Annotated in this window: 15 protein-coding genes; 5 read left to right on the plus strand and 10 right to left on the minus strand. The window is 47.4% G+C overall.

All coding sequences use genetic code 11. The features are described from left to right. Positions 1-6 precede the first annotated feature (6 nt). The 7 genes from H8S65_RS10870 to rimP all read right to left on the minus strand — a co-directional run bounded on the left by H8S65_RS10870 (position 7) and on the right by rimP (position 8,123). Positions 7-372 carry a GxxExxY protein gene (locus H8S65_RS10870; RefSeq protein WP_186930003.1) on the minus strand — a complete coding sequence of 122 codons (366 nt, stop codon included), beginning with the start codon at positions 370-372 and terminating at the stop codon, positions 7-9. A gap of 50 nt (positions 373-422) precedes the next feature. After that, complete coding sequence (gene sufC, locus H8S65_RS10875; protein ID WP_005650619.1) at positions 423-1,178, minus strand: Fe-S cluster assembly ATPase SufC; 756 nt, start codon at positions 1,176-1,178, stop codon at positions 423-425. Positions 1,179-1,372: 194 nt separating this feature from the next. Continuing rightward, positions 1,373-2,818 (minus strand): Fe-S cluster assembly protein SufB, encoded by a 1,446-nt coding sequence (sufB, locus tag H8S65_RS10880; protein ID WP_186930004.1) that lies wholly within the window; start codon positions 2,816-2,818, stop codon positions 1,373-1,375. Positions 2,819-2,853: 35 nt separating this feature from the next. Then, on the minus strand, positions 2,854-3,345 hold the full coding sequence (locus tag H8S65_RS10885) for a CvpA family protein (RefSeq protein WP_186930005.1): 492 nt from the start codon (positions 3,343-3,345) through the stop codon (positions 2,854-2,856). Positions 3,346-3,347: 2 nt separating this feature from the next. After that, entirely contained in the window at positions 3,348-6,353 is a 3,006-nt protein-coding gene (gene infB, locus H8S65_RS10890; RefSeq protein ID WP_186930006.1) for a translation initiation factor IF-2, read from the minus strand. A 20-nt stretch (positions 6,354-6,373) separates the two neighbouring features. After that, complete coding sequence (nusA, locus tag H8S65_RS10895) at positions 6,374-7,648, minus strand: transcription termination factor NusA (protein ID WP_186930007.1); 1,275 nt, start codon at positions 7,646-7,648, stop codon at positions 6,374-6,376. Between the two features lie 7 nt (positions 7,649-7,655). Next, on the minus strand, positions 7,656-8,123 hold the full coding sequence (gene rimP / locus H8S65_RS10900) for a ribosome assembly cofactor RimP (protein WP_186930008.1): 468 nt from the start codon (positions 8,121-8,123) through the stop codon (positions 7,656-7,658). 169 nt (positions 8,124-8,292) lie between these two features. Here rimP and H8S65_RS10905 point away from each other — a divergent pair, with 169 nt between their 5' ends. From H8S65_RS10905 to H8S65_RS10920, 4 genes are all read left to right on the plus strand, one after another. Continuing rightward, positions 8,293-9,612: an AAA family ATPase gene (locus H8S65_RS10905; protein WP_186930009.1), complete on the plus strand. Its 1,320-nt coding sequence runs from the start codon at positions 8,293-8,295 to the stop codon at positions 9,610-9,612. Next, a complete protein-coding gene (locus H8S65_RS10910; protein WP_186930010.1) occupies positions 9,584-10,072 on the plus strand; it encodes a hypothetical protein in 489 nt (162 codons plus the stop codon). Before H8S65_RS10905 ends, H8S65_RS10910 begins: the two co-directional genes overlap by 29 nt. Before the next feature lie 74 nt (positions 10,073-10,146). After that, positions 10,147-10,755 carry a nicotinamide riboside transporter PnuC gene (gene pnuC / locus H8S65_RS10915; RefSeq protein ID WP_186930011.1) on the plus strand — a complete coding sequence of 203 codons (609 nt, stop codon included), beginning with the start codon at positions 10,147-10,149 and terminating at the stop codon, positions 10,753-10,755. After that, positions 10,739-11,368: a thiamine diphosphokinase gene (locus H8S65_RS10920; RefSeq protein ID WP_186930012.1), complete on the plus strand. Its 630-nt coding sequence runs from the start codon at positions 10,739-10,741 to the stop codon at positions 11,366-11,368. Before pnuC ends, H8S65_RS10920 begins: the two co-directional genes overlap by 17 nt. Before the next feature lie 291 nt (positions 11,369-11,659). On the opposite strand, the gene H8S65_RS10925 is transcribed toward H8S65_RS10920, so the two are convergent. The 3 genes from H8S65_RS10925 to H8S65_RS10935 all read right to left on the minus strand — a co-directional run bounded on the left by H8S65_RS10925 (position 11,660) and on the right by H8S65_RS10935 (position 14,139). Further along, positions 11,660-12,004 (minus strand): hypothetical protein, encoded by a 345-nt coding sequence (locus tag H8S65_RS10925; RefSeq protein WP_186930013.1) that lies wholly within the window; start codon positions 12,002-12,004, stop codon positions 11,660-11,662. Between the two features lie 102 nt (positions 12,005-12,106). Next, the gene (locus H8S65_RS10930) at positions 12,107-13,573 is read right to left on the minus strand and encodes a DUF3868 domain-containing protein (RefSeq protein ID WP_186930014.1); all 1,467 of its coding nucleotides are present in this window, start codon (positions 13,571-13,573) and stop codon (positions 12,107-12,109) included. An 8-nt stretch (positions 13,574-13,581) separates the two neighbouring features. Continuing rightward, complete coding sequence (locus H8S65_RS10935; RefSeq protein ID WP_186930015.1) at positions 13,582-14,139, minus strand: DUF3575 domain-containing protein; 558 nt, start codon at positions 14,137-14,139, stop codon at positions 13,582-13,584. Positions 14,140-14,652: 513 nt separating this feature from the next. Here H8S65_RS10935 and H8S65_RS10940 point away from each other — a divergent pair. Further along, on the plus strand, positions 14,653-14,943 hold the full coding sequence (locus H8S65_RS10940) for a hypothetical protein (RefSeq protein WP_186930016.1): 291 nt from the start codon (positions 14,653-14,655) through the stop codon (positions 14,941-14,943). Positions 14,944-14,988: the final 45 nt, after the last annotated feature.

The following is a 14,988-nucleotide window of genomic DNA, read 5'->3' on the forward strand; positions in this document are numbered from 1 at the left end:
CGCGGTTTAAGAGGTAAATATCTTACGTTTAACTTCTGCTGATAAACCGAAGTTAAGCAACAAACCGACCTGTAGTCCTGTCGCTTTTAAATAATTAACCAATTGCCACTCATGTTCAGGGCGAAGTGTTGAAACAGCTTTCAACTCAAGTATGATCGTTCCATCCACCACCATATCTGCAACATAATGTCCAACTAATTCTCCCTTGTAATATACATTTACCGGTTTTTGCAGCTCACAGTTAAAGCCTCTTTTCACAAGTTCCTTGTATAAGGCATTTTGATAAACCTGTTCGAGAAAACCAAATCCTAACTCTTTATGTACCTCATAAAAAGCATTGATAATATCCTTTGTCAAATTCTCGTGTAACATCTATCTATTTCTTAAACCGTGAAATCCGTGTAATCCGTGCCTAATTATTCTTATTCTTCTCCCATCTCTTTCTTGATCCAGTCGTAGCCTTTTTCTTCGAGTTCGAGGGCCAGTTCGGGACCGGCGGTCTTGACGATGCGGCCCTTGTAGAGGACATGGACTACGTCAGGTTTGATATAATCCAGCAGACGCTGGTAGTGCGTGATAACGATAGCCGCATTCTCAGGCGTACGGAGTTGGTTTACACCGTTTGCCACGATACGGAGGGCGTCGATATCCAGGCCGCTGTCCGTTTCGTCGAGGATCGCCAGCTTCGGTTCGAGCATCGCCATCTGGAAGATTTCGTTCCGTTTCTTCTCGCCGCCTGAGAAACCTTCGTTCACGCTGCGGCTCGCCAGCTTATTGTCCAGTTCGACGATCGCACGCTTCTCGCGCATCAGCTTCAGGAAGTCGGTAGCCGAAACAGGTTCCAGCCCTTTATATTTACGATGTTCGTTCAGAGCGGCACGCATGAAGTTCACCATGCTGACACCCGGAATCTCCACCGGATACTGGAAACTCAGGAAAATACCTTCACGGCTACGGTCTTCCGGTTCGAGATCCAGCAGGTTCTTACCGTTGAAGATCACCTCCCCTTCCGTTACTTCGAATGCCGGATTACCGACCAACACACTGCTCAAGGTACTTTTCCCGGAACCGTTCGGCCCCATGATGGCGTGTACCTCACCCGCCTTGACAGAAAGGTTGATCCCTTTCAATATCTCTTTGCCATTGACATTGGCATGCAAGTTCTTTATCTCTAACATCTCTACTGGTTATTGCTTGTTACATGTACTACTTCATACTCTCTTCCACTACTGTGGGGCTGCTCTCCCCTACCGTGCTTAGTGTCACCTCATCCGGATGAAGCGGACTACCTCATCGGCATGAGGCTAACTCCCTCACCGGGATGATGCAGATTACCTCATCAGGGTGAGGCATCGTCATACTCCCGGCTGCTCTACCCCACGCTCCCCTCTAAGGAGATGGTCAGCAGCTTCTGTGCCTCGACGGCAAACTCCATCGGGAGCTTGTTCATTACCTCGCGGGCATATCCGTTTACGATCAGGCCGACAGCTTCTTCCACCGAGATACCGCGCTGCCGGCAATAGAACAACTGCTCTTCACTGATCTTGCTTGTCGTCGCTTCGTGTTCCACTACCGCCGTTTCGTTCTGGATATCGGCATAGGGGAAGGTATGGGCGCCGCAAGTCGAACTGAGCAACAGGCTGTCGCACTGGCTATGGTTACGGGCGCCTTCGGCACGGGGCGAGACTTTCACCAATCCGCGATAGCTATTCTGGCTATGCCCGGCGGAGATGCCTTTCGAGACGATCGTGCTGCGGGTGTTCCGTCCGAGATGGATCATCTTCGTGCCGGTATCTGCCTGCTGGTAATTGTTGGTGACAGCCACCGAGTAGAACTCGCCTACCGAATTATCGCCTGCCAAGATGCAGCTCGGATATTTCCAGGTGATGGCGGAACCGGTCTCCACCTGCGTCCAGGAAATCTTGCTTCCTTCGCCCTTGCACAGTCCGCGCTTGGTCACGAAGTTATAGATTCCTCCCTTTCCTTCCTTATCGCCCGGATACCAGTTCTGGACAGTGGAGTATTTTACTTCGGCACGTTCGTGCGCCACGATTTCGACGATTGCAGCGTGAAGCTGGTTCTCGTCGCGCATCGGTGCGGTACAACCTTCGAGGTAGCTGACGTAGGCTTCGTCGTCCGCCACGATCAGCGTACGTTCGAACTGTCCGGTATTGGCAGCATTGATACGGAAATAAGTGGAAAGCTCCATCGGGCAACGCACGCCTTTCGGGATATAAACAAACGACCCGTCCGAGAATACCGCCGAGTTCAAAGCCGCAAAGAAGTTATCACGATAACCGACCACGCTTCCCAGATATTTCTGGACCAGGTCGGGATGATGCTGGACGGCTTCGCTGAAAGAGCAGAAGATAATGCCTTTCTCGGCGAGCGTTTCCTTGAATGTCGTCTTTACGGAGACGCTGTCCATCACGGCATCGACCGCCATCCCGCTGAGTTGCGCACGTTCGTGAAGGGGAATGCCTAATTTATCGAACGTCTTCATCAGTTCCGGATCGACCTCGTCCAAGCTCTTCGGGCCTTCCTTCTTCTTCGGGGCGGCGTAGTAGATGATATCCTGATAGTCGATCGGCGGGATCGTGAGGTGAGGCCAGGTCGGCATCTCCAGCGTCTGCCAGTGGCGGAAGGCTTTCAAGCGGAACTCAAGCAGCCATTCCGGTTCGTTCTTCTTGGCAGAAATAATACGGACGGTCTCTTCATCCAATCCGCGATGAATCACCTCCGTATCGATATCGGTAACGAATCCGTATTTGTAATCACCGGTCGTCACCTCATTTAGTATGTCGTTTGAATCTTCCATTATACATTATATATATATTGTTCAATTTATGAAACCTATTCCTCCTTAAAAAACAAGTTTTGGAAGTAAATGGTTGGGATTATTTCTTTGACTGAATTATAAAAACGGGATTCGACCTTTGCCTCGCGCGGGATCAGGACCGATCCGCGGTCTATCATCTCCAGGCTGTTCAGCAGGAGGCTGACGAATGCCATCATAAAGCAAAGCCCCAAGACACCGCCCGCCAAATGGTTCAGGACGCTCAGCGGCGTCGCTCCCACGACACGGGTCAGAATCTCACCCGCCAGCAATATGACACCCACGATCAACAGGAACCCTGCCACGTAGCTGAGCACCGTCACCCCTTGTTCGGGAAACCAGCCCAATGCCAGTATATATCCGCGCAGCCAGAGCGCCGCCTTCGTACAGAAAAAAATCCCGACCAAGAGGGCTATAAGCGAAACAACCTGTTTGATGACTCCATCAAACAGGCCTTTCACAAATCCTATTCCTGCCAGACATAGCAATGTAATGTCCAACCAGTTCATGTTTACAATGTCTTCTTGATTTCCGTTTCTTCGTATGCCTCGATAATATCGCCTACCTGGATATCATTGTAGTTCACTATGTTCAAACCACAATCCAATCCGGCAACCACTTCCTTCACATCGTCCTTGAAACGTTTCAAAGATTCCAGTTCACCGGAATGGACCACGATACCGTCACGGATCACGCGCACTTTGTTCGAGCGTTTGATCTTGCCTTCACGTACCATACATCCGGCAATCGTACCCACTTTCGTGATCTTGAATACCTGCTGTACTTCCACGTTGGCCGTGATCTCTTCCTTGATTTCCGGTGAAAGCATACCTTCCATAGCGCTCTTCACTTCTTCGATCGCATCGTAGATGATCGAGTACAGACGGATTTCAACCCCTTCTTTCTCTGCCAGACGGCGTGCGGGCAATGCCGGACGCACCTGGAATCCGATGATGATAGCGGAAGAAGCGGCAGCCAGTACGACATCCGATTCGGAGATCTGGCCGACAGCCTTGTGGATCACGTTCACCTGGATTTCGTCTGTAGACAGACGGATCAGGGAGTCGGACAACGCTTCTACGGAACCGTCCACGTCACCCTTCACGATCACGTTCAGTTCCTGGAAGTTGCCGACTGCGATACGGCGGCCGATATCATCCAGGGTCAGCATCTTCTGCGTACGCAGACCTAACTCGCGCTGCAACTGTTCGCGACGGTTGGCGATTTCGCGGGCTTCCTGGTCTGTTTCCAGCACGTTGAATGTATCGCCGGCCTGCGGAGCGCCGTTCAGACCGAGGATCAGAGCCGGTTCGGAAGGGCCGGCCTGTTCGATACGCTGGTTACGTTCGTTGAACATCGCTTTTACACGACCGAAATGGGTTCCGGCCAATACGATATCACCGACTTTCAGCGTTCCGTTTTCAACCAGCACGGTAGAAACATATCCACGTCCTTTGTCGAGTGAAGACTCGATGATGGAACCAACGGCACGTCTTTTCGGATTAGCCTTCAAGTCGAGCAAGTCGGCTTCCAGCAATACTTTTTCCAGCAGTTCTTCTACACCCATGCCTTTCTTGGCTGAAATTTCCTGGCTCTGGTACTTACCGCCCCAGTCTTCAACCAGGTAATTCATGTTAGCCAGTTCCTCCTTGATCTTGTCAGGGTTGGCATGCGGCTTATCGATCTTATTGATGGCAAATACGATAGGAACGCCGGCAGCCGAAGCATGGTTGATCGCCTCGACGGTTTGCGGCATGACATTATCGTCGGCAGCCACAATGATAATTGCGATATCCGTCACCTTGGCTCCACGGGCACGCATGGCGGTAAAGGCCTCGTGACCCGGCGTATCCAAGAAGGTGATACGGCGTCCGCTCTGCAACTTCACGTTGTAAGCGCCGATGTGCTGCGTGATACCTCCGGCCTCACCGGCAATTACGTTTGCATTACGGATGTTATCCAGCAAAGAAGTCTTACCGTGGTCGACGTGTCCCATCACAGTTACGATAGGGGGACGTGCCACCCAGTCTTCTTCGTTGTCTTCTTCTTCGTCGGCCTTGATGGCTTCCACCACTTCGGCACTGACATATTCGGTCTTGAAGCCGAATTCTTCAGCTACAATATTAATAGTTTCCGCATCCAGGCGCTGGTTGATGGAAACCATGATACCGATGCTCATACAAGTTCCGATAACCTTGGTAACAGGCACATCCATCATGTTGGCAAGGTCGTTGGCGGTAACGAACTCCGTCAGCTTCAACACCTTGCTTTCCATTTCTTCCTGTTCCATCAGTTCGTGTTCACGCTTCTGGAAAGCATCACGTTTGTCACGACGGTACTTGGCTCCCTTGTTATTCTTGTTGCCCTTGTTGGTCAGGCGGGCCAGGGTTTCCTTTACCTGCTTCTGTACATCTTCCTCGCTGATCTCGGCTTTCACCGGCTTGCGCAGGCGCGGCTTGCGATCGTCGTTCGGACGTGACGGGCGTGCATTGGTTCCCGGCGTATTATTAACGTCTACACGGTCTTTCTTGATACGGTTGCGTTTTTTCTTCGCATCCGCACCGCCTTCTCCCGGTTTAACAGGAGCGCCGGGTCTTGCCGTCGCATCTTTCGGTCCCTTGTTGAAAGGCCCGTTACCCGACTGTTGCCCCGGTTTGTTACCGGCAAACTTCTCGCGCTTGTCTTCGCGCTCTTTCTTGCGTTCTTCCTTCGTCTTTTTCTTCGGACGGGTAGACTGATTCAACGCGTTCAGGTCTATCTTCCCTGTTACCTTGATTTTCGACTCGAACTTCGGAGTATTCAACCGGAATAATTCCTCATCAGAACCGTTGCCGGCAGATGCCGCCGGTTCCTCGGATTTCGCGGTCGTTGACTCTACATTTGCAGCTTTCGGCTCCTGTACAGGCTCCGGTTTAATCACTTCTGCTGGTTCCTTTTCCACTACTATAACTTTTTCTTCTTTTATCTCCTCAGGCTGCTGTTTCACTTCCGTAACTTTCGCTTCAGGCATTTTTGCCTCAGGCGCCTTCACTTCAGGCGCTTTCACTTCGGGAACTTTTGCTTCAGGGGCTTTCACCTCCTGAACCGGAGCTTCAGCAGTTTTTGTGGCAGAGACCGCCTCCACAGGCTTCTCCACTTTCTTTTCCACAGGAGCGGAAACAGGCTGATGCTGTACCTCCTGCGCTTTTTTATGCGGTCTGTCCAGATCGATCCGGCCCTTCGTCACGATTTTGGGCTTGAATTCTTCCGGTATTACAGTCTTTATTTCCGAGTTCCTTTCTTCTTTCACAGAAGAAGCTTCCCTGTGAGGCCGTTCGGGCACAACCCGTTCACGCTCACGTCCGCCGTTCGGTAAATCTTTTCCAAACTCTTTTACGAGCAAAGCATACTGTTCATCACCGATTCGCGTGTTGGGATTGTTATCCTCAACCTCGAACCCTTTCTTGCGTAGAAACTCAACAACCGTGTTGATTCCTACATTTAATTTCCTTTGTACTTGTATTAATTTTATGGGCATATCAAACTTTGTCGTAATACTTATTCCTGGGTTTCATCCTGTTCTTCTTCAAATTCGGCAGATAAGATAGCAAGTACCTCGTCAACAGTCTGTTCTTCGAGGTCGGCACGTTCTATAATCTCTTCACGGCTCATAGCCAATACGCTCTTCGCCGTGTAGCACCCGATATTCTTCAGTGCTTCGATTACCCAGCTGTCAATTTCATCCGAGAATTCATCCAGATAGATGTCCTCTTCATCTGCACCTTCCACATCGCGGAAGACATCGATGGCATATTCGGTCAGCATACAGGCGAGCTTGATATTCAAACCACCTTTACCGATAGCCAATGAAACTTCTTCAGGACGAAGATAAACCTCTGCCTTACGTTCTTCTTCGTTCACTCGTATAGAGGAAATTTTTGCCGGGCTTAATGCACGCTGGATAAACAGCGATACATTGGATGTATAATTAATGACATCGATATTCTCGTTTCTCAGCTCGCGAACGATACCGTGAATACGGGAACCTTTCATTCCGACGCAGGCGCCGACCGGGTCGATACGGTCATCGTACGACTCAACGGCCACTTTTGCTCTCTCTCCCGGAATACGGGCAATCGCCTTGATGGTGATCAGACCATCGTTGATTTCCGGCACTTCAAGTTCGAACAAACGCTGCAGGAATAATTTGTCAGTACGGGAAAGAATGATCTTCGGATTGTTGTTGTAGTTATCCACCCGCTGTACGATGGCACGTACGGTTTCACCTTTGCGATAAAAGTCTGTCGGGATCTGTTCTGTTTTCGGGAGCAGCAACTCATTACCCTCATCGTCCAACAACAGGATCTCTTTCTTCCATACCTGGTAAACATCGGCTGCGATGATGTTGCCGATTTTATCCTTATATTTAGCAAACAAGCTGTCTTTCTGCAATTCAAGTATCTTTGAAGCCAGCGTCTGGCGCAGGTTCAGGATGGCGCGACGTCCGAAATCGGCAAAATGCACTTCGTCGGTCACCTCTTCGCCCACTTCACAGTCGGCATCGATCTTACGGGCCTCGGTCAGTGTCAGCTGAAGATTTCCATCTTCCAGTTCGTCATCGGCGACAACCGTACGGTTTCTCCAAATTTCGAAGTCACCTTTTTCCGGGTTGATAATTACGTCGTAATTTTCATCCGTACCGAACATTTTAGCGATCACGTTGCGGAATGAGTCTTCCAACACGCTGATCATCGTATCTTTATCTATATTTTTCAACTCCTTGAACTCAGCAAGTGTGTCAATCATACTGATTGTTTCCTCTTTCTTGGCCATAATCTTTTTACTTGAATCTTATTAGGTATTTTGTATATTTTATTTCATCGAATGTATATGACTGGTCTTCCTGGACAGTCACCTTACGCTTGGCCCCTTCGGGCTTCACTTGTTTTTCAACAGTGACTACCACCCCGTTTTCGTCAGCCGACTTCAACACGCCGGTCAGCTTCGTGCCGTTTTTAAGCAGCATTTCCACTTCGTTGCCTATATTTTTTACATACTGGCGAAGCACTTTAAACGGAGATGTTATACCTGCGGAACCGACTTCCAACTCGAAGTCTTCCGCATCCCGGTCCAGGTGACCTTCCACATAGCGGCTCAACTCCGCGCAGTCGTCGATACAAACACCCTCATCATTATCTATTTCTATAATAATCAGGTTACCTGGTTTAATTACTACATCTACTAAATAATTGCCGGAAGAAGCTAATTTCTCTTCTACCAACTGACTTATCACGTCCTTTTCAATCATATACATACAGTTAAGAACAAAAGAAGGGGACTGCCCGCCCCCTCCTCATCTTCGCTTAATCGCCCGCAAATATACAAATAATCAGTGAGTTTTCAAATAAATATATATTTTTTCTGCATGTTATGGGAATTATCGCGTACATTTGTACATATATCTCAATAATAAGCGTATGTCAGAGCATTTGATCGAATTAGAAATAAAGGATTACAGAGCTATTCAGAAAGCTAAAATTGCATTGAACGGAATCACAGTCCTTTCCGGTGAAAACGGATGTGGGAAAAGCACGATTGCCAAACTTACATACCATTCCATTCAGACGATCAACCAGTACGAAGATATCATCTATAGGCCATTACTCGCTTTTTACAAAAAGACACTCGAAATATTCACGGATATTTCAAACGATCTTTCGTCATTAGTACCTTCTTCCGATACTTTCATGCCAGAGAAGTACCAATATACAGTTCCGAATATCCCCAAAATCATATCTGCTATATCAACTATAGCACAGACGCTTACAGTTAATTATTATACTGCTGTCAACATGGATGGAGCAGATAAAAATGATCCCTTTTTCACCCGGTTAAGAACAATATTATCAAGTAATTTTGCTATTCCCGAAGCTAAAGACAAAGACTGGAGCAGCCTTATCCATGAAATACTGGATTCTATTATAAAGGTACAGAATTATGCCGCTGCAAGTGTCAGGAATAGGAATACAGAAGTATTTACCGGATATATTAAAACCTTCTTCAACAATGAAGATATAACTGATAAATTCAATTTATATGAATATGGTGTCGGCATCACGAATTATCAACGGCAGCGACTTTTGCATTTCAGATCGATCGATAAAGTTTTATATATCGATACTCCGATGGCCATCGGACTATCATCAACCCATATACCACATTGGGATTTTCTGAACGAGACACTCCGGCAAGGAGGTGAAAACAAGTCCTTGAATTCAGAAAACATCTATCGGCTTCTTTCCGAAAACATCTTGGAAGGAGAAGCCTCTTTCGATACAAAATCTATTTTCGATCGTTTTGTCTATCAGCGTAAAGACGGATTAATTATAAATCTGCTGGATTGTGCGACAGGTATCAAATCGTTCGCAATCCTGCAAATATTATTGAAAAACGGATATCTCGACAACAAAACATTATTGATCATCGATGAGCCGGAAGCCCACCTGCATCCGCAATGGATTGTTGAATTTGCACGTATCATCACCTTACTGAATAAAGAACTGGGGGTGAAATTCCTGATTGCCAGCCATAACCCGGACATGATCAGCGCTTTGAAATATATATCAGAAAAGGAAAAGATATCCGATAATATGAATTTCTATTTAGCCGAGAAAACCGAAGAAGAGACATACATATATAAAGCATTAGGGTCGGAAATCGATGAGATATTCGGTTCTTTCAATATCGCCATCGACAGGATCAACCAATATGGAGAAGCAAATAATGAAATATTCTAAAGAAGTAACCGAAACCCACCGATTAAGTTGCCAGCATAAAGACTGCCTGCAACTCATATCCGATTGCTTCACACAAGAAGGAGGCAAAGGAAATCTGTTTTGTCAAAATGAAACATGTATAAACTTGGATAAAATAGAAAAAAAGCAACACAAAAACAGCCCACAAGCCACTATGGATATAACAATAGGCATCGAGGCTTCATCTAAAAAGATGCTTTTGGTAGAATTGCGTTTCAACTATAAGAACCCTAAGAATATCGGTAAACAAGAAATTCTCGACAAGATCGTTCATTCAAAAGATCTTTTATCCGATTGCGCCGTTCATCCAGAATACATTTTCATATTTAAAGAGAATGTCAAAAATCAGGCTCGCAGCCACTTCAACAGGTTATTCATAGGCAAAAAAACTCCTTGTATTATTATGACAGAGGATGAATTTCACCATTATTTCTTTCTTTAAGCCCAGATTTCAATATTTGGTCATTACCCGTTTTTTTCGTTTCTTTGCCCCGAATATAAGAGGGGCTTGCCGGAATGCAACTATTGGAATATTTCGGAGTATTGACCGGGCTGCTTTATCTGTTTTTGGAGATCAGGCAGCATCGTGCCATGTGGGTGGTAGGTTTCCTCACTTCCCTTGTCTATGTTTTTGTCTTTTTCTTTTCGAAGATATATGCGGATATGGGATTGAACATATATTATGTAGCCATCAGCATATACGGCTTCTGGCAGTGGACACGCAGGCGTACGGTCGAAAAGGCCGGAACCGGAGAAGCCGCCTCCTCCCAAGAGGTGATCCTCTACCGCAACATGACGTTCCGCCTTTTTGCCCGGATCAGTTGCGCCATCCTCGCCTTGTACACGCTGCTCTATTACGTCCTGCATGATTTCACCGATTCGCCGATACCGGTAGGCGATGCTTTTACCACCGCCGTCGGGATCGTCGCCACCTGGATGCTGGCCCGCCGGATCATCGAACACTGGATATTCTGGATCATCGTCAACTGCGTGTCCGTCTATCTTTATTACCTGCGTGAGCTCTATCCCACAATGTTTCTCTATATTTGCTACGCCATACTGGCGGCAGTAGGATTATACACATGGAAAAAGAAAGGAATAAGAACAAATGATAACGCCTTATAATTGCGTAGTCGTGGCAAACGGCAGCTTTCCTCAAACAGCCTTACCGCTTCGTCTTTTGCACGAAGCCTCTGTTGTCATCGCCTGTGACGGGGCTGTCGAGGCATTGGACAAAGCGGGCGTCACCCCGGCAGCCATCGTCGGCGACCTGGACAGCATCCCGTCCCGCTTCCGCGAGCGCTATGCCGACCGCATCCATATCGTGGAGGACCAGGAAATAAACGACCTAACGAAATCCGTCCGTTTCGCCCACCGGTCCGGGCAGCAGGAAGTCCTGATCTTAGGGGCTACCGGGTTGCGCGAAGACCATACGTTAGGCAATATCTCCCTGCTGATGGACTACGCCCCGCTGTTCCGCCGGGTAGAGATGCTCTCGGACTATGGGATTTTCACCCCTATCCGGCAAACAACGACACTGGCAAGCAAACCCGGAACCCAAGTGTCCCTTTTCTCCCTTGCCCCTTCCGGCAGGATCTCGATATCCGGACTGCGTTGGCCCATCCACAATCGCCAACTGACCGCCTGGTGGCAAGGCACATTAAACGAGGCGACAGGCAACAACTTCACCGTCACCCTCTCACCGGACGCCCGGATCATAGTTTACCGCACCCTCTAAATAATGTAGTTCTGCCTTGTTCCCGCGCTTGACGCGGGATCGCAAAAAAACAGACCTTATCGATCGATGTTTATATGGCCGGTCCTAATGCGATCCCGCGTCAAGCGCGGGAACAGGGATCACACCGGTAAATCATCATTTACAGGTTCAAATCTTCTTAGAATAAAAAAGTCCCGAAGGGGATCTTTCGATCAGCCTTCGGGACAAAATACACCCTCAATTTTACAACTTAGTATTCAAGCCTCACGGCTGTTTATAGACTTCCTCAATTTTTTATACAATTCCACCTGCTTATGCGGGCAATCTATTCAACTGAGAAGCCTTCCATTCGGGAAAACCTTCGATACTGTCATAGATGTGGAACTGCAACTTATCATCTGCCACCCTTTTCAACTCCGTTTTGGGAGCCAGTGGCAAACACATGTCGTCCACTGCAAAAAGAGCTTTTAACAAAACTACATCGTACCCCTCGCGAATTACTTCTTTCTGTAATACTACCGGCACATTCAATCTGGCCAAATAATAAGCAGAACGTTCATACGCGCACCATGCATCACCTTCGAGATATAAGTAGACACCATGTTGGTTGTCTATCTCGTTCATCAGAACTTTTTCGACATCCGCTATATGCTCCATAATCGTACTTTCTTTAATTTCTCAATTTATTATATGCAATATTTATATCACAAAGATATAGGCTTATCGCATAATCGTCACCATGCAAAAGTATCAATTATACTACTCAAAGCTATCAAATAGCTGATTATCGGCCTCTTTCTTGCGTAATTCGTCCAAATTGGCAGCAGCGTCCTTCACACCGGCAGCTTTTGCCTGCTCCAGCAGCTTGCTTGCTTCGGTCAAGTTCCCTTCCATCAAGTTCAATACACCGCGGGCATGGATCGCTTCAGGGCTATTGCCAGCCTTTGCCAGGTAATTACGGGCGGAACCTAAATCCTTTTTCGACAAGGCGATATTGGCAGCATTCAGGTTGGCAACCGGGTCGTCGCTATACAGACGAACGGCTGTTTCGAATACATCATTATATTCTTTGCTTCCGATTTGATAACTGTTAGCTACAGCAAACATTTCGCTCAGGCTTAACTGCTGCGGACGCGTCTTGATAATTTCGCGACCCTCTTCCACTGTAAACTCACGTACCGTATAATCAATCTGATATTCCGAACGGCGCAACGACGGGAAAATGCCAGCCAATACATAGCGGTAGGCAGCTCCACCATTCAACGCTCTCAACTCGGCCTCTTTCTTATCCGGATCTTTATCGCTATCGATAATAGCCAATACAGCATCCCGGTCAGGAACCTGCTTGTCGGCTTCTACCTTAGCTTTGAAACCGGCCCAATCTTCGGGCACTGTTTCCAGTTTGAAGAAGCTGGATTTGAAATCATGTTTCTTTTCAATATAGCCACGCAAAGCCTTTACACGGTTTTCAGCCAGCAACGCATTAGATTTATAAGAACCTTCCGGCGAAGCGTACCCTTTCAGGATAATACCGTTCGGAGTAATATTCTTATCGTCCGTAACCGTCTTAATCGTATTATCGATCTTGGCCAGTTCCACCGCATTGTTACGGAAGTCCGGCAGGATCGCATATCTACCCACCTGGAAGTCCAGATAAGCAGTCCCCACCTCGGCACGATGTTTAACCGTTTCCGCCTCCGGAGAGATATAAGCCAGCGTAGGCTGCACCTCATACCGCTTGTCGGGACGGGTCAGGACCTTGTCGGCTATCACGAGCGGTGCGCCCTGCTCCTCTTTTCCACAGCCGCACATGTTCGGGACCAGCACGAAACGGGCATCCTTCATCCATGATTCGAAAGGAATAACCGTCTTATAGTTGATGACGCTTTCACTCTTTCCGGCCTGCACGACCAAAAAACGGGGTTCATCCTGCAAGTTATTCAACGCGATCTCGCGGTCATACACCTTCTGGCTGATCCGGCCGTTCAGCAGGATGGAAGGCAAACCTTCTTTCTGCGAAGCCGATTCCAGGACCGGTGTCAGGGAAAGATTCTCACGGGATTTGATCTGGTTGCCGTCGACCGTGATCACGGCATCGATCACCAATTCGTTCCCTTTCTGTTTCAGTTCGTTACAAACCACTTTTACCGGGGCCTGAGCCAGGATTGCCGGCGAAACGACAGCCAACAGAGCTGCTGCCATATATAATTTCATTGTTTTCTTCATAGCTCCGATTATTTAATAAAGTAAATAATAGAAAGAGCTGCTTTCGTTACCCCGAAATAGTCTTTCGTTTCGCTCTTCTGAATCGTGCCGCACGAAGCGCACGGATATTTATCGTAATCCAGATGTGCCCATCCGATACCGATCACCGCCTCCATGCTCCAACGGTTGCTCAGCAGCCACTGGTAGCCATAGGACAAGCCGGCTCCATAGAGATTTCCCTGGTAACGATAGTTTTCCATATTTTTACTCAGAAACTTTATCCCGCCGACATTATAATCGGCATAATGGGCATGAACCCCCAGAAAATGTCCGTTAAACTTCTCACACAGCCAATAACGTGCTTCCGGCTGGACCATCCAGTGTTTCCATCGCATGTCGTCGCCAAACTTCCATCCGTTGTAGTTACCGGACAAGTCCAGTGTCCACTTCTTGCTCAATCCCATCTCAACCCCCAAGTTGATCGTTGCAGTCGCGTCGTACAGCAAGTTTGACTTCACCGCAAACTTCTGTCCGTAGACATTCGTCATGCCAGCCAGAAGCAAAAAGAGGAAAAGTACTTTTTTCATACACTTCATTTTTAATTATCTTTTATTTTTCTATTCCATATTAAACAACATCGCAAACAAAACAGTTTATTCCGATACAAAAGTATAATAAGTCTTTACCACGCGCGATAGGTGCACGTTTCAAGTTTCACGGGCAAAGCTACCAAGAATAGATGCCGTGATATAAATACCGATGAAAAAGGGACGGGACGATAGAAACACCTATAATTTCATCAGTAACCACTTCCATACCGGCAGAACGACTCCTTTCGCATTCAAATATTCCTCAAAAGAATACGGATATACGTTTCAATACCGTCTCTCATATAAGTATAGCTATCAGTATCAGCAATCCCCAAAGCCCCCTCAGCCTCTCTTTCGCCGTCTGTTGAAGCAGACGGTTTAAAAGATTTAGAGGCAAAGCCTCTTCCTCTGTGGACTTTAGCGTCCCTATCTGGGAAATCTTCATATATGTATGACCGATGCCACCTGTTACGAGAGCTACATCTGCCATCTTACAGACCTGAAACTATTGTGGAAAAGCGTGAAGTGGCTTTACAGGCACCTCTACAAGGATTGTCAGAGAATTGGTACCAGCATCCGAGAAACAAATTCGGTGATGTAAACCATGCCTATCTGACCCATAGCAAGAAACGCAAGCGTAAGGCATTCCGTTCCAAAATGCTGAAAAGACAACTGATAAACCTACAGGAGAAACTTCTTCATCAGACGGACGATCTGCATTCCTTCTATAAGGAACAACTTGAATATACAGCTGATTATCATTGTCGTTTGGCTATCATACGAAAGACACTTAAACGATAGCCACTTCCTACATACACAAGGGCAGGCCAAGGAAGAGAAGTAACG

Source organism: Parabacteroides hominis (genome assembly GCF_014287585.1).
In the GTDB taxonomy this organism is placed as follows: Bacteria; Bacteroidota; Bacteroidia; order Bacteroidales; family Tannerellaceae; genus Parabacteroides; species Parabacteroides hominis.

What these genes read in the sequence shown, in the direction of transcription:
- H8S65_RS10870 (WP_186930003.1), bottom strand. Translation starts at nt 372, where the DNA reads ATGTTACACGAGAATTTGACAAAGGATATTATCAATGCTTTTTATGAG.
- sufC (WP_005650619.1), bottom strand. Translation starts at nt 1,178, where the DNA reads ATGTTAGAGATAAAGAACTTGCATGCCAATGTCAATGGCAAAGAGATA.
- sufB (WP_186930004.1), bottom strand. Translation starts at nt 2,818, where the DNA reads ATGGAAGATTCAAACGACATACTAAATGAGGTGACGACCGGTGATTAC.
- H8S65_RS10885 (WP_186930005.1), bottom strand. Translation starts at nt 3,345, where the DNA reads ATGAACTGGTTGGACATTACATTGCTATGTCTGGCAGGAATAGGATTT.
- infB (WP_186930006.1), bottom strand. Translation starts at nt 6,353, where the DNA reads ATGCCCATAAAATTAATACAAGTACAAAGGAAATTAAATGTAGGAATC.
- nusA (WP_186930007.1), bottom strand. Translation starts at nt 7,648, where the DNA reads ATGGCCAAGAAAGAGGAAACAATCAGTATGATTGACACACTTGCTGAG.
- rimP (WP_186930008.1), bottom strand. Translation starts at nt 8,123, where the DNA reads ATGATTGAAAAGGACGTGATAAGTCAGTTGGTAGAAGAGAAATTAGCT.
- H8S65_RS10905 (WP_186930009.1), top strand. Translation starts at nt 8,293, where the DNA reads ATGTCAGAGCATTTGATCGAATTAGAAATAAAGGATTACAGAGCTATT.
- H8S65_RS10910 (WP_186930010.1), top strand. Translation starts at nt 9,584, where the DNA reads ATGGAGAAGCAAATAATGAAATATTCTAAAGAAGTAACCGAAACCCAC.
- pnuC (WP_186930011.1), top strand. Translation starts at nt 10,147, where the DNA reads ATGCAACTATTGGAATATTTCGGAGTATTGACCGGGCTGCTTTATCTG.
- H8S65_RS10920 (WP_186930012.1), top strand. Translation starts at nt 10,739, where the DNA reads ATGATAACGCCTTATAATTGCGTAGTCGTGGCAAACGGCAGCTTTCCT.
- H8S65_RS10925 (WP_186930013.1), bottom strand. Translation starts at nt 12,004, where the DNA reads ATGGAGCATATAGCGGATGTCGAAAAAGTTCTGATGAACGAGATAGAC.
- H8S65_RS10930 (WP_186930014.1), bottom strand. Translation starts at nt 13,573, where the DNA reads ATGAAGAAAACAATGAAATTATATATGGCAGCAGCTCTGTTGGCTGTC.
- H8S65_RS10935 (WP_186930015.1), bottom strand. Translation starts at nt 14,139, where the DNA reads ATGAAAAAAGTACTTTTCCTCTTTTTGCTTCTGGCTGGCATGACGAAT.